The sequence below is a fragment of the Pseudomonas sp. M5A4_2d genome, from assembly GCF_053345295.1.
The window spans coordinates 1193588-1206140 of the sequence record NZ_JBKEZW010000001.1; the positions used below are offsets into that span (position 1 = coordinate 1193588).

The window sequence follows — 12553 nt, forward strand, 5'->3', positions numbered from 1 at the left end:
ATCACTCAGTGGGGACTGGTGGTTCATGCCTTGAAGCCTTTTTCAGGAAAACATCTTGATCTTGGATGACGACCTCAAATCGCGAGGGGTCATAAGCGCTATCTCGTACTTTAAGAATCGATAGCGTCCTGCTTAGTTCAGAGTGATTCTCAGAAAATCGCATCAGCATCAGATTGTCGACGATGCTAGACAGGTCAGAGCTTGGAGCGCTGACTTCGGAGCCAAATAGATCGCGCATTTCCCAGGATGCAAACACTGTAACGCCCCGGGATCGCAGCTCGTTCATCAGTGCACTGAAGAAGTCATTAATCCGCGCCGGATTTGTCGAGACTCTTGTCATACCGCCAAGGCTATCGATGAACAGGCGCTTGATACCCTTTGCTTCAACGATACTCAGCAGGCGTGCGCCCAGTCCATCCAGCAGGCCTTCCGTAGTAGGCTGCCAGGCAATGGTCAGCGCGCCGCTGTCTTCCATACCTTTGATATCGATACCCAGTGATTGGCCTTTGAGTCGCAACCGTTGCGGGCTCTCGTAGAAGCCAAAATGCAGCCCTGGAGTTTCCACCGTCGACTCGGCCAGGAATTTGAGACCCAGCGTCGTTTTACCTATCCCGGAGGGGCCCATGACCAGAGACACACTGGAACTGTAAAGGCCTCCGCCCAGTATGCTGTCCAGTGATCCAATACCACTGGCAATACGCGTCATGTCGGCGCTGTCGGGGGCGGACGGGTGGCTGTAAAGGCTTTCGAGACGCGGGTAAACCACCAATCCATTGTCCGTGATTTCACACTCATGCAGACCGGTCATTGCTCCGCTGCCACGGGTTTTACGCAGTTGAATACGACGTGCTGAGCGCGTTCCATATAGCTCTTCGCCCATCTCGATTACGCCATCAACCATGGTGTGCTCAGGGCTGCCGTCGTCGAGCCGGGAGCTGGTCAGAAACAGCACCGTGCAACCCGCAAAAGCGGCGTGCCCCTGCAACTCGGAGATGAACTTCTTTGTGTCGATCGGCGAGTCGGCTTTTGAGCGCGCATTGAGCAGACCGTCGACTACCATCACCGTGGCTTTTTGACGGCTTATTTCGCGCCGAAGCAGCTTTACTACTTCATCCAGACCTTCGTTTTCCAGAGTGTCAAACGCGCTGACAAATTGAATTTCGGCGCCGACTTTGGAAGCGTCGAAAAAGCTCAGGGTGGAAAGAAATTGAAAAAGACGGTCATGTGACTCGGCCAGTAGCGTGGCGACCAGAACCCGACCTCCATTGTTCGCATGATGGAACCCAAGCTGGTTGGCGAGGATCGTTTTGCCAGACCCTGGGCGCCCTTGGACTATGTATGAAGCGCCTGCGACCAGCCCTCCCTTGAGCAGAGCGTCAAGCCCTTCTATTCCACTTTGGAGGCGTATTAGCTTTTCCACGATGCGACCCTGATCTGAAAAACAGGCTGTTTAAGCCGAGTGGGCGGAATGCTAACGCTATTTTCGCTCTGGGGCCATTCACGCCTAAAGCATGGTTGGCTACGTGCGTTGTCCGTCGCATTCCAAGGCCGCCTTTTACTCGGCCTTTGTCCCTCTAACGTCAAACTTCCCAGCAAATGACCCTCTCGGTTTGCAGTGATTCAATTTCACTCCCATGAATTCTTGACCGTTATCGAGATTCCTGAAAACCACTCGCCCCAGATACGTTGAGCGATGACGTTGATCCTTTGGGCGTCTTGGTGATTTGCCTTTATCCGGTATCGCCAGGTGTTGTTATCCGCAGTCGCCCGGTAGCTGTGATGTACATGACGGACGTGGTGGGTGCGGATGCCAAATAAAACGTCAGCGCTCACCCGATTTTGTTGTACATGGATAAATGTCGCGTATAAGTTTTGTGTTGCCTTTTAAGGCGCGTTCAGGCGCAAAACGCTCCGGTGATTGATGTGCAGGTACCTGGCTAAATCGGATCGATGACTGAAACGGATCATAGGATCGCAACGGCCGACGGTTTTATCCGAACAGCACATTGAGTCCCGTCATGGGAAGAATCGCTGCAACTATCCTCTTGGAACGTGGCTCCGAGGTGGGCCTTAAAGGAAAATTAGCTATGACCCTACAATCGCGCCTCAGCCCACTTTCTGAAGAACAGATGGATGAATCACAGAGAGCTGTCCTCAGGGAGATTATCAGTGGCCCACGAGGCAACCTTGACGGCCCGTTTTTAGCCTGGATTCACAGTCCCGAGCTTGCCAACCATGCGCAAAAGCTGGGTGCGTTTTGCCGATACGGTACGCGCCTGGAGCTTCGATTGACCGAGCTGGCAATTCTTGTCACTGCCGCCTGGTGGCAGTCCCAGGCCGAGTGGCAAATTCACGAGCCCATTGCCCGCAGCGCGGGTGTGTCAGACAGCATCATCGAGTCGCTCAAGCAGCAGGTTTTGCCCGAGTTTCAGCAGGATGACGAACGTATTGTTTATCGTCTGGGGAGGGCGCTCTATGAGCATCGTCGGGTTGATGATGCTCTGTACACCGACGCCGTCAGTACGCTTGGCGAGCCTGCTGTGGTTGAGTTGATAGGTGTCTACGGGTACTACGCGTTTGTGGCGATGACACTCAATGTTTTTGCCGTGCGACGCGATGGAGATGCACCACTGCCATTCCCTGAACCCTAGGGCTTGCTGAGGCGAATTAAGTATCTATTCAAGCCGCCCATGGCTATTGAGCCAGTTGAGCTTTCAAGCTGGCGACTTGCGCTTCAAGTTCACGCACGCGTTCGCGGGCCTCAAATTCGACGCTGACGTCCTTCTGGATGCCGATGTAATAGGTGAGTTGATCCGCCTCGTTAAAAACCGGAGTAATCGACAGCTCATTCCAGAAGGCGCTACCGTCCTTGCGATAGTTTCGAATGATTTGCCGGCAAGGCTGAAGGTTCTTAATGGCCTCGCGAATAGCGGCGAGGCCCGCCTGGTCACGGTCATCCCCCTGCAGGAAGCGGCAGTCCTGGTACAGCGTTTCGTCGGCGCTATAGCCTGTAAGGCGCATGAAGGCGGGGTTGGCGTAGATCAGTATGTTCTCATCGCCTTCCTGCTCCGCAACGACGATGCCATCGTTTGATGCCTCAACAACCAGTTTCAGCAGTTCTGCGTTGATCATTTTCAGAGTCCCGGTAAATTTCACATCATTTTAGGACAATTTGGGGGGCAAGAAGGTTTTCGAGATCATTTGAAAGTATCCCTGTGACTTACCGAGACATTGCCGACGATTCGATGTGCCCTTCACCTGAGCCGCAAATCTCATCATGGGCGCACTGCAACAACCTGAGTCGATCATTGATGGTCGGTCAGCCCCTGTAGATTCAAGGTCCACTCCCTGCTTACCAGGGAAGACGTTCGCCGTTATAAGCGAAGAAATTGCCGCTGTCGGCAGGCGCCAAGCGGTCAATCAGAGATAACAACTCGTGGGCAGCAATGCTCGCCGGCCTGGCTGCCGAGGCACCACGAAACGGGTGTGACAGGCCCGAAATTACCGTGCCGGGATGCAGGCTCAACAAGCGGGTCTGAGGGCGGGTTCGTGCCAGTTCGATGGCAGCCGTTTTAATCAGCATGTTCAGTGCTGCCTTGGAGGCACGATAGGCGTACCAGCCGCCCAGGCGGTTATCGCCGATGCTGCCTACTTTGGCAGAGAGCATCGCCATTGCGCCATGAGCGTCCAGCAACGGCAGGAAATGACGCAAAACCAGCGCAGGCCCGAACGTGTTGACTTGAAAGACCGACTGCAACGCGTCTGCTGCAATCGCGGAGTAGCTTTTTTCAGGCTTTATTTCGTCGCGATGAAGCAGGCCTGCGGCATGCACGATCAACTGGTACGGTGCTTCTTCAGTCAATTCGGCTGCCGCTCTGGCGATACTGTCGGGATCCTCCAGATCGAGGCATGGAACACTGTTGCGCCCCAACTCACGAACATACGCACACCGTGGATCCTGATTGAGCAACTCACAAAAAGCCGAGCCGAGCGCGCCACTGGCGCCTATCACGAGGGCACGATAGCCCTCACCAAGGGAGTTCATCGTCAAGGGACTGTTCATCCAGGCTCTCCTGCGGTCTGATGCGATTTGTTGGTGTTAACCCAGTCGCCCTATCAATTGCAGGAACTCGTGACGCGTCGCGGAGGACTCGCGAAAGGCGCCCAGCATCACGGAGGAGGTCATCACCGAATTTTGTTTTTCCACGCCCCGCATCATCATGCACATGTGCTTCGCTTCAATGACCACCGCCACGCCGGCGGCATCGGTGATGTGCTGAATGGCGTCGGCAATTTGTTTGGTCAGGTTTTCCTGGATCTGCAGGCGACGGGCGAACATATCCACCACTCGGGCCACTTTCGACAGGCCCAGTACCCTGCCGGTGGGGATGTACGCTACATGAGCCTTGCCGATGAAGGGCAGCATGTGATGCTCACACAATGAATACAGTTCGATGTCGCGCACGATGACCATTTCATCGTTTTGCGATTCGAACAGTGCGCCATTGATCACTTCCTCCAGACTCATTGTGTAGCCATTGCACAAGTATTGCATCGCTTTGGCGGCACGCTTGGGGGTGTCCAGCAGACCTTCACGCTCAGGGTTCTCGCCTACGCCGACGAGAATTTCACGGTAATGTTCGGCTAATGATGGGTTCATCTTGATTCCTCGCAGCCATGCTGCGCTGTATGTGTCGGCAATCCTTGGCGGTAGGAGAGTATCTGCTGCGCACGATCTGACGCAGATGACACAGGGTTCGCCAGATCAGCCATGAGCCAGGTTCTGCGTCGGGGCCATGACCAGGCGAAACTTTCTAGGTCTGCTTGGTTTTCAACGTTGACGGCTCGTCTGATGCGGGTTTGGACGCCGGCACCGTGCAACGGTTATCGACACAGCGGCGACCACTGTCTGGGTGGGGTAACCACGCCAAATGGGGCCGTAAGCGGCAGAAAAGGCGATAACCCAGTTCAAGCAACGGGCGCAATGCACGCCACGTCAGTGGCGCTGCCCAAAAACCCAAACCGGCGGCTCGCCAGCTCCACAGGGTGGCGTCCAGGCCGGTTACCCAGCGTCCGTCAGCGAAACGGGCGTGCAACGACGACTGCATGTGCTCGAACGTAAACCCGAGTGCCTTGGCATCGAATGCACCGCTGCTGATGTCCACAAAAACCAGTCGATCCTTCACCGCATGCCCGCGCAGGTACTTGATTTCGCGCGCACACAGAGGGCATTCACCGTCAAAGTACAGCGTCAGCGGCCAATTCATTTTGTTGTACATCGACAAGGCCTTTGTATAAGTTTTATACAAGATATGCCGAAAGAAACAGACTGACAATGGGCAGTGTTTTTTTACTGCGCTAAGGACGGTGATGCCTGGTTTTGTGAAGGGACTGCCTGTGCCTTCGATATGAAGGTGGCGCGAGCTAGGCGAAGGCGTTCATGTTCGGGAGGAGGGCCCAACCGGTTATTTCCAGCAAAGCGGGGCGTGCACAGAAATGCCGCCCATGCGATGAGGGGCGGCCTTGTCTCTTTGTCCGGTAGAAGCTCAATTCCCTCTGTAGGTAGAGAAACCGTAGGGGCTGAGCAGTAATGGGATGTGGTAGTGCGCAAGGGTTCCGTCCACCTCAAAAATGACCGGTACCTCCGGAAAGAAACTTGAGATTTTGTGAGCTTTGAACCACTCACCGGTTTTGAAGGTGACACGGTAGGTGCCTTTTTCCAGGGCCTGACCTTCGGGGTAAAGCCCGGGAATACGACCTTGCTCGTTTGTCGCTGCGCTGTTGAGCATGTTCCAGCGCTCGCCGTCCTGTTTTTCCAGCGTGACATTGACACCCGGGGACGGCAAACCATCTTGTAAGTTGAGTACATGCACACTGAGCGGGTTTCCGGCCGCTGATGCCAGTGACGATACGACACTCAATACCACGCCAGCGAAGAGTGCTTTTAATACAGTCATGATGATGTCCTTAGTTTTTAACAGCAGGTAAAATTTTGTTGATAGCGACTAATGCGCAACCTTCGTCGAATGCGGCCCCACCGGCACCGGCCACTCCGATAGCGCCAATGACTTGCCCTTCAAACAACAGCGGCACTCCACCGCCCAGCAACAATAGTTCACCCAGGGTGTTGAGGTTTTCAGCATCGGGTGTACTGCGAGCTCGCTCTGCCAATAGTCGTGTTGGCGTCTTGGTCGACAGGGCGGTATAGGCCTTGCGTTGGGCCGCTAATGTGTTGTGTGGGCCAACGTTATCGTCGCGCTGCAGGGCGACTAAATTGCCTCCGCGGTCGACAATTGCAGCAACACCTGTGCGGCCATCGGCATGACACGCCGCCAGCGCGGCATTTAGCAAATCATTGGCCATTGCCAGTGACACGTCGTTGCGCTGCACAACTTGAGCCGGGGCTGCAACGGCGAGCGCAGAGCTCATTGCGAGTGACATCAATAATGAAGTCGGTAGGCTTATACGCATGCGTTTTCCTTTGTTTTGTCTGGCTGGGTCATAGCCAGGCATGATGACCCGTGCACTCCGTCAGAATGATTGCCTCATGATTACCAAGATGTAATGTGCCAAACCGGTCGGGCGCGCTAGCCTATGCTCCTGGTTTGGAGGAAGAGATGCGTATCCTGGTCGTTGAAGATGAAGCGAAAACAGCGGATTACCTGCACAAAGCCCTGACTGAATCGGGCTACGTGGTTGAGGTCGCCCTGGATGGCCTGGAGGGCCAGTACCTGGCGCAGGAAAGTGAGTTCGACTTGATCATCCTGGACGTCATGCTGCCGGGCCTGGACGGATGGCAATTGCTTCAGATTATTCGGCGCAAGTGGCAAACACCGGTGCTTTTTCTTACCGCAAGGGACTCTGTGGAGGATCGGGTCAAGGGGCTTGAGTCTGGCGCCGATGATTACCTGGTCAAACCTTTTTCCTATGCCGAGTTGTTGGCACGCGTACGTACTCTGCTGCGCAGGGGGCCGCCCCGTGAGGTCGAGCAGTTCCTGGTTGCAGACCTGAGCCTGGATCTGTTGCGGCGTAAGGTTACGCGCAGGGGAGAGCGCCTGACCTTAACCAACAAGGAGTTTGCCCTGTTGCACCTGCTGGTCAGTCGTGAAGGGGAGGTGCTATCGCGCTCGTTGATTGCCTCACAGGTCTGGCAGATGAACTTTGACAGTGATACCAATGTGGTCGACGTTGCCATCCGGCGTCTGCGCGCCAAGGTTGACGATCCTTACCCGCTCAAATTGATACACACAGTGCGTGGCATCGGCTACATGCTCGAGGTGCAATCCTGAAACTGTTCCCGCGTGCCTTGAGCTTGCGCCTGGCAGTCATGTTCGCGTTAGTCAGTGCGCTGCTGCTGGGCTCGATTGGTTTTTATCTTTATCAGTCGTTACAGCGAGAAATCGCGTGGCGCGATGACCAGGCCCTGCTTGGGCGCCTGGAGCGCATGCAGGCGTTGATCAATGACAGTGTCAGCGTCGAGCAACTCAGAAATCGGCCCACGCTCTACGAAAATATGCTGGGCAATCGCGACAACCTGCTGTGGATTGTCGATGACACGGGCCAGGTGCTGATCGAAATCAACCCCGTAAGCATGAGCTTGCCCACGTTACCAGCGGCTGCCCAGGCCCGGCTCGGTGACGGCCATGCCTCGCAGGCAGTGCGACTTGCCTGGAAGGATGTCATGCAGGGCGGGCGCGGCTTGACCCTTATTGCGGGCAAGTTGTTAAGTGAGCGTGAGCAGATGCTGGGGGCTTATCGACTCAAACTCTGGCTGGCCATGTCAGTCGGCGCGCTGTTGGCTTTTGTGCTCGGCGGGTGGGTCAGTCGACGAGGCTTGCAACCTGTGCGCAGGCTGGCGCAGCGCGCAACCGGCATTGACGTACAGCATCTGCATCTGCGGCTGGATGAGTTCAATGAACTGAGTGAACTGCAAGCGCTCAGCCATGCACTTAATCAAATGCTTGCACGCCTTGAAGAAGGGTTCGCCCAGCTCTCACGATTCTCGGAAGACCTCGCCCATGAGATGCGTACCCCGCTCAGTAATCTGATGGGGCATACCCAACAAAGCTTGAGGCACAGCCGTTCAATCGAGGACTACCAGAACCTGCTGGTATCCAATCAAGAGGAATATGAGCGGCTGGCGCGAATGATCGACAGCATGCTGTTTCTTGCGCGTAACGAGCAGTCGCAAGCATCCGTGCATGACGAGCGCATCAACCTGCATGATCTGGTCGAACAGTTGTGCGAGTATTTCGAGGGCGTTGCGCAAGAGCGCAATGTAACGCTGATCAATCATGCCCATGCTGAGTTGCAGGCTGATCCGGCTTTGATCCGTCGAGCATTGGCTAACGTGGTGGCCAATGCACTGCGCTACGGAGCTCCCGCTGCGGACGTGATTATCAACAGTGTGGTGCGGGAGGACTGGATTGAAGTCTCTGTGCACAACCAAGGCCCGCCGATTTCAGCGGAGCATCTACCGCGACTGTTTGAACGCTTCTACAGGTGCGACCCATCACGCAATCAGCCAGATGACTCCGGTGGCCTGGGGTTAGCAATCGTTCACTCAATTATGCAGTTACATGGCGGTCGGGTGAGCGTAGACAGCAGTCCAGCAGTAACGAGCTTTTGCTTGGCGTTTCCTGCTCGAAACGGTTGATAAGTCGGTTTCTGCGAACGGCTCCTGAGGCTCATCCATTATGAACTAATCATAATGCCCATCACCCTAACGCTGTGCAAATAGCCCCCAGGTTAGTTCGACCCTGAGCTAACCCCTTACACGCGAAGGTTTGGTGAATCATGAAGAGTGAACAAGTCGAAGGTGTTGCAGAAAAACTTGCCGGCAAGGCGCAGAGCGCGGTCGGGAAACTGTTGGGTGATTCGAAAATTGAAGCTGAAGGTGCCGGTCGCCAGGCTGCTGGTCAGTTGACCCAGACCTACGGTGACGCACTGGACAGCGTATCTACGTTCGTTAAAGAGAAGCCAGTTGCCGCACTTGCAATCGGCGCAGTGGCCGTGCTGGTGCTGGACCGTTTCCTGCGCCGTTGAACGGCGAGGAGACGTTTTCAGTGGTTTTCACCTCGTACTCCCCAGGGTTGTCTATCTGGAGAGTGCGAGACCCTGGATTTTGGGAACCTTTAGCCAGAAAGCGGGGTAGAGTGTTCATCACTGTCTGTTCATAAAAACCCTCCACTCGATTCGCGTAGTCGCGCCAAGCGGTTTCAACGAACGAACTGGGCAAAAAAACGTATATCACTCGTTGTTTGAAGAATGAATCGTCCGCTGTTTGTTTCTCTAGATGGGCCCAAAGGAACTGGCAAAACCACTCTGTTGGAGGCCGTTACGAAAGTACTGAGGGCAGACAACAAAACGGTGATCCGGCTTTGCGAGAAAAAAAGCGATCCCTATAGGGCTGAAACAATGGCCCTCGTTAACAAGCTCGTCAGAAATCCCTCCCGGGATTTGGAGCTGGGGGTTTGTGAGCGCTTTGCTGATAGCCGTCACTGGATTTCCCAGCACGTGCTGGCTAAACAGCCGCCCGGCAGCATCATTTTGATCGATCGCTGGTACCCGTCTGATGCCGCGTTTCGCCGGACAATCGCGTTTGCAGAGATTCTACAGTTGAACATTGATCGAAACGTACGTGTCCCAGACCTGCATGTCGGGGTTGTCACCGCCCCTGATATTTCATGGGCGAGGGCAGCGGCGCGCCGGCGCGGGCTGAGCAGTACCGTAATCCATAAGCTGGAAGAACATGTCGCTTGTACCAGGTCGTTCGAGCAAGCGGTTGCAGATCACGGCTGGGTTTTATGCCGCAATGAAGGATCGATCGAAGACGCGACGATGCAGGTAGTTTCGGAGATTTATAGAGTCCTTCGATGCCCCCAGACGAAGTTTGCTGCGCCGGCCTTGATGCGGTGAGATAGCCGTTGCGAGGAGATGAATTGCTTCCTCGTTGAAAGCCGACTGGACTCGCCCGTGATGGCGCGCGATTCGCTACACGCAACGCTCCAGTTCGGCGATGTATTCGAGCAAGCCTGCAAAGCTTCTGATGGTTGGATGTGCAGCGCAACGATAGTTAAGTTCGGGGCGCTGGAGCTACACGAGTGGAGTAGTTCCATCATGACACATGATTTAACATAATATACATTATGCGAAAGAATAGCATGTTCGTGTGTGTTGCGTTACACAGGAAATTACCTAGGCTCAACTGCAACGCTTCCTACCATAAGGAGCAGCTTCAGCTTTTGTCACCATCACAGGTGAGCTCACCGCTGAAGCGCGCCAAACACTTCAGCAGTATCGCGGGCCGGCCGCATTACACCGCACGATATGAGGCATACGTGTGCGACTGTCAGGCTTCATCAATTTGTAGAAAATGGCGACGTCCTCGAGATGGCAATCCAGAGACTGCGAGCTTTTTTGGCTGGGCCCGCACCTCGGATATGCCACGACGGTACGCACGAGCTTTTTTTGAGGATCGCTTAGCCACCGTTTGAAACCATGCATTTGACGTCCATGTCAGCCATCTGCGCTCCTAAAAGGGACAGATGAAGGAGCAACGCACGTAGCCCTTTAAAGCACATCAGGGGCAGCCTCTCACCATGTAGGAAACGTCCTATTCGCCTGTAGGAACGACCCTCTTGGATCATCTTATTAGAATAATTATTATAACAACCGCTGCGACACTAAACTTTCAAGGTGAAATCTTTAATGCCGCACATGCCTAAATTCTTAATATTTTAAGGATGACAAAATGAAATTCTACAAAGCTCCCCTGGCACTTTTTGCTGCACTGGTAGTTGGGAGCGCGGCTGCTCATGTAACCCTCGAGTTCGGGCGCACCATCACAACCGCTGTGTTTGAAGCAGAGAAAAAATGAAATACATTCCTACTCTACTGTTATTACTCATTACAATTCCCGCGCACGCAGATTTGTATGTGGACTTCTACCTTAACAAATATTCAATTAGAGGAAACGTCTCCGCAGGCAAATATTTAGTCTATATGGAGAGTCGAAATAGCATCAAGTATGGATCTCGTATTAATTGGCCCACCAAAGATGGTGTATGGGCCTTCCCAACTTACAAGCGGATTCATGACGCCTACAGTATAGATCCAATTTATCTGGCTCCGCCGCTGATAGTTACACCATCGTATGTACAAAACGCAGACGTCTATTTAAACATATTATCTATCGATCAGTTATTTAGAGGGATCGACCTACCAAACATTGATACCACAGCGCTTGAAGAAGTGGGCCTTCACATTTGCGACTATAAGGTCAATACATCACCCTGGAAGTGCAAAGGTGCCAAAGCGGGTTCAGGGCTCATCGAAACGCCAACCCCACCACAGCCGCCACTAAGTTGCAGTATTAGCGGTTCTATTGAGCTACGCCACGGCAATATCACATTAAGTAATGTTGCTAATAATCGTGCGGTCACCACCGCCTATGTGACCTGCAATCGCGCAGCTAACGTGAGTGTTGCGATCGCTCAAAACATGGCAGGCCGCGTCAAACTCAATGGCGTTGAAGGGCTTTACTCAGTGCTGTCAGTCGAAGGCGTGGGCTCTGGCCGCTCCTACAGGTTTTCTGCAGGAACCGGCTACAGATCACTCACCTTCGCATCCGTACTGGAGACTAACGGCAACACGAGCGCAGGCGACTTCAGCGGCAGCGCCAGTGTGGTACTGACTTTCCCTTGATCATGCCCCCCCATCAAACCAGACGTGGCGCTCGCGGGGCCTTGAATAAAGCCGCTTCTCCCAAGCGCGCTCGCACCAGGGCCTGGCCCTGCCGGGTCATCTGGTCAAGCCATCGCTGCCATGGTATCGGGTATTCATCAGCACTTGCGGACCGCGGGCGCCCAGCACCTGAAAGCCCTGGGCCTCGAAACAACCGACCTTGGCCACGTTGCAAACGAGTTCCGCATGGGGATAACGCGCCAGCATGGCTTGCAGCATCTGCCGGGCAATACCCTGTCGTTTGACCCTTGGGCCATCGGACGTTTACCGCTAGTCAGCACACCGTTCACCAACATTGTGGTGAAATCGATAACGCTGCCCGTCGTAACGCAGTACTGGGAAACAAATGCCCGGGCCGCCGACCTCGACATCAGGCCAACCATTATTGCCTTTGCTAGCTAGAAACTCAGCGACACCGCTTTCTTCGAGTATGAGTTTCCAGTGGCCGTCAGACTGCTGACTGACTAGATAAAATCCAGTGCCCGCTTGCCCATAACAGTCAGTGCTGCCTTCAGTAATCAACGCGTCCGGCCGGCCGTCACCGTTCAGGTCCTCAACCAGCTCCATGGTTACCGGCGTGTAGGTACCTGTTGTCTCAATTTCGCACTCCGACGTCTCTTGGTTAAATCCAGCAGCGCGGAATGCTTTTAGCTGCTCGCTACGCGGTAGTTCATCCGCCAGCGCCGTAGCGCTGGTCATGAAACATACCACCCATAGACCTGACGTAAGCCTTCCCCGCTTATAGATCGTCCGTTGATGATGCCAAATGTGATGTACCCACACTAGCGTAAAGGATCAACTAGCTCTG

At 54.3% G+C, this 12553-nt stretch carries 15 protein-coding genes and 2 pseudogenes; 8 read left to right on the top strand and 9 right to left on the bottom strand.

The window, feature by feature from the left end:
• Nucleotide 1: 1 nt before the first annotated feature.
• Entirely contained in the window at nucleotides 2–1423 is a 1422-nt protein-coding gene (locus ACLBW8_RS05425) for an ATPase domain-containing protein (protein WP_447805021.1), read from the bottom strand.
• Between the two features lie 254 nt (nucleotides 1424–1677).
• Here ACLBW8_RS05425 and ACLBW8_RS05430 point away from each other — a divergent pair.
• Nucleotides 1678–1815: pseudogene (locus tag ACLBW8_RS05430) on the top strand (inorganic diphosphatase); the annotation flags it as partial.
• 272 nt (nucleotides 1816–2087) lie between these two features.
• Nucleotides 2088–2651 carry a carboxymuconolactone decarboxylase family protein gene (locus ACLBW8_RS05435; protein ID WP_447804808.1) on the top strand — a complete coding sequence of 188 codons (564 nt, stop codon included), beginning with the start codon at nucleotides 2088–2090 and terminating at the stop codon, nucleotides 2649–2651.
• A 43-nt stretch (nucleotides 2652–2694) separates the two neighbouring features.
• On the opposite strand, the gene ACLBW8_RS05440 is transcribed toward ACLBW8_RS05435, so the two are convergent.
• The 6 genes from ACLBW8_RS05440 to ACLBW8_RS05465 form a co-directional block, all read right to left on the bottom strand.
• Nucleotides 2695–3132 (bottom strand): PAS domain-containing protein, encoded by a 438-nt coding sequence (locus tag ACLBW8_RS05440; RefSeq protein ID WP_447804809.1) that lies wholly within the window; start codon nucleotides 3130–3132, stop codon nucleotides 2695–2697.
• Nucleotides 3133–3352: 220 nt separating this feature from the next.
• A complete protein-coding gene (locus ACLBW8_RS05445; RefSeq protein ID WP_447804810.1) occupies nucleotides 3353–4063 on the bottom strand; it encodes an SDR family NAD(P)-dependent oxidoreductase in 711 nt (236 codons plus the stop codon).
• A 36-nt stretch (nucleotides 4064–4099) separates the two neighbouring features.
• Nucleotides 4100–4660, bottom strand: a complete 561-nt coding sequence (folE, locus tag ACLBW8_RS05450) for a GTP cyclohydrolase I FolE (RefSeq protein WP_064452409.1) — start codon at nucleotides 4658–4660, stop codon at nucleotides 4100–4102.
• Nucleotides 4661–4814: 154 nt separating this feature from the next.
• Nucleotides 4815–5279, bottom strand: coding sequence for a thiol-disulfide oxidoreductase DCC family protein (locus ACLBW8_RS05455; protein ID WP_447804811.1), 465 nt, complete (start codon nucleotides 5277–5279; stop codon nucleotides 4815–4817).
• 267 nt (nucleotides 5280–5546) lie between these two features.
• Nucleotides 5547–5957 carry a hydroxyisourate hydrolase gene (gene uraH / locus ACLBW8_RS05460; protein WP_447804812.1) on the bottom strand — a complete coding sequence of 137 codons (411 nt, stop codon included), beginning with the start codon at nucleotides 5955–5957 and terminating at the stop codon, nucleotides 5547–5549.
• 10 nt (nucleotides 5958–5967) lie between these two features.
• The gene (locus ACLBW8_RS05465) at nucleotides 5968–6471 is read right to left on the bottom strand and encodes a GlcG/HbpS family heme-binding protein (RefSeq protein ID WP_447804813.1); all 504 of its coding nucleotides are present in this window, start codon (nucleotides 6469–6471) and stop codon (nucleotides 5968–5970) included.
• Between the two features lie 146 nt (nucleotides 6472–6617).
• Between ACLBW8_RS05465 and ACLBW8_RS05470 the strand changes: the two genes are divergently transcribed.
• The 6 genes from ACLBW8_RS05470 (at nucleotide 6618) to ACLBW8_RS05495 (ending at nucleotide 11706) form a co-directional block, all read left to right on the top strand.
• Nucleotides 6618–7289 carry a heavy metal response regulator transcription factor gene (locus ACLBW8_RS05470; RefSeq protein WP_064452413.1) on the top strand — a complete coding sequence of 224 codons (672 nt, stop codon included), beginning with the start codon at nucleotides 6618–6620 and terminating at the stop codon, nucleotides 7287–7289.
• Nucleotides 7286–8656, top strand: coding sequence for a heavy metal sensor histidine kinase (locus tag ACLBW8_RS05475; RefSeq protein WP_447805022.1), 1371 nt, complete (start codon nucleotides 7286–7288; stop codon nucleotides 8654–8656). The genes ACLBW8_RS05470 and ACLBW8_RS05475 overlap by 4 nt, the downstream gene beginning before the upstream one ends.
• Nucleotides 8657–8796: 140 nt before the next feature.
• Complete coding sequence (locus ACLBW8_RS05480) at nucleotides 8797–9045, top strand: CsbD family protein (protein WP_447804814.1); 249 nt, start codon at nucleotides 8797–8799, stop codon at nucleotides 9043–9045.
• 222 nt (nucleotides 9046–9267) lie between these two features.
• Entirely contained in the window at nucleotides 9268–9918 is a 651-nt protein-coding gene (locus tag ACLBW8_RS05485; RefSeq protein ID WP_447804815.1) for a dTMP kinase, read from the top strand.
• An 835-nt stretch (nucleotides 9919–10753) separates the two neighbouring features.
• Complete coding sequence (locus tag ACLBW8_RS05490; RefSeq protein WP_259746010.1) at nucleotides 10754–10879, top strand: hypothetical protein; 126 nt, start codon at nucleotides 10754–10756, stop codon at nucleotides 10877–10879.
• A complete protein-coding gene (locus ACLBW8_RS05495) occupies nucleotides 10876–11706 on the top strand; it encodes an MrpH family fimbial adhesin (protein WP_221294794.1) in 831 nt (276 codons plus the stop codon). The genes ACLBW8_RS05490 and ACLBW8_RS05495 overlap by 4 nt, the downstream gene beginning before the upstream one ends.
• Nucleotides 11707–11811: 105 nt before the next feature.
• Here ACLBW8_RS05495 and ACLBW8_RS05500 read toward each other — a convergent pair.
• Nucleotides 11812–11988, bottom strand: a pseudogene (locus ACLBW8_RS05500) (GNAT family N-acetyltransferase); the annotation flags it as partial.
• A 27-nt stretch (nucleotides 11989–12015) separates the two neighbouring features.
• Complete coding sequence (locus tag ACLBW8_RS05505; protein WP_221294795.1) at nucleotides 12016–12444, bottom strand: hypothetical protein; 429 nt, start codon at nucleotides 12442–12444, stop codon at nucleotides 12016–12018.
• Nucleotides 12445–12553 lie beyond the last annotated feature (109 nt).

Excerpts from the sequence above, each read along its gene's own strand:
- ACLBW8_RS05495 (WP_221294794.1), top strand. The coding sequence starts at position 10,876 with ATGAAATACATTCCTACTCTACTGTTATTACTCATTACAATTCCCGCG.
- ACLBW8_RS05470 (WP_064452413.1), top strand. The coding sequence starts at position 6,618 with ATGCGTATCCTGGTCGTTGAAGATGAAGCGAAAACAGCGGATTACCTG.
- ACLBW8_RS05490 (WP_259746010.1), top strand. The coding sequence starts at position 10,754 with ATGAAATTCTACAAAGCTCCCCTGGCACTTTTTGCTGCACTGGTAGTT.
- ACLBW8_RS05455 (WP_447804811.1), bottom strand. The coding sequence starts at position 5,279 with ATGTACAACAAAATGAATTGGCCGCTGACGCTGTACTTTGACGGTGAA.
- ACLBW8_RS05445 (WP_447804810.1), bottom strand. The coding sequence starts at position 4,063 with ATGAACAGTCCCTTGACGATGAACTCCCTTGGTGAGGGCTATCGTGCC.
- folE (WP_064452409.1), bottom strand. The coding sequence starts at position 4,660 with ATGAACCCATCATTAGCCGAACATTACCGTGAAATTCTCGTCGGCGTA.
- ACLBW8_RS05480 (WP_447804814.1), top strand. The coding sequence starts at position 8,797 with ATGAAGAGTGAACAAGTCGAAGGTGTTGCAGAAAAACTTGCCGGCAAG.
- ACLBW8_RS05465 (WP_447804813.1), bottom strand. The coding sequence starts at position 6,471 with ATGCGTATAAGCCTACCGACTTCATTATTGATGTCACTCGCAATGAGC.
- ACLBW8_RS05435 (WP_447804808.1), top strand. The coding sequence starts at position 2,088 with ATGACCCTACAATCGCGCCTCAGCCCACTTTCTGAAGAACAGATGGAT.
- ACLBW8_RS05505 (WP_221294795.1), bottom strand. The coding sequence starts at position 12,444 with ATGACCAGCGCTACGGCGCTGGCGGATGAACTACCGCGTAGCGAGCAG.
- ACLBW8_RS05440 (WP_447804809.1), bottom strand. The coding sequence starts at position 3,132 with ATGATCAACGCAGAACTGCTGAAACTGGTTGTTGAGGCATCAAACGAT.
- ACLBW8_RS05485 (WP_447804815.1), top strand. The coding sequence starts at position 9,268 with ATGAATCGTCCGCTGTTTGTTTCTCTAGATGGGCCCAAAGGAACTGGC.
- uraH (WP_447804812.1), bottom strand. The coding sequence starts at position 5,957 with ATGACTGTATTAAAAGCACTCTTCGCTGGCGTGGTATTGAGTGTCGTA.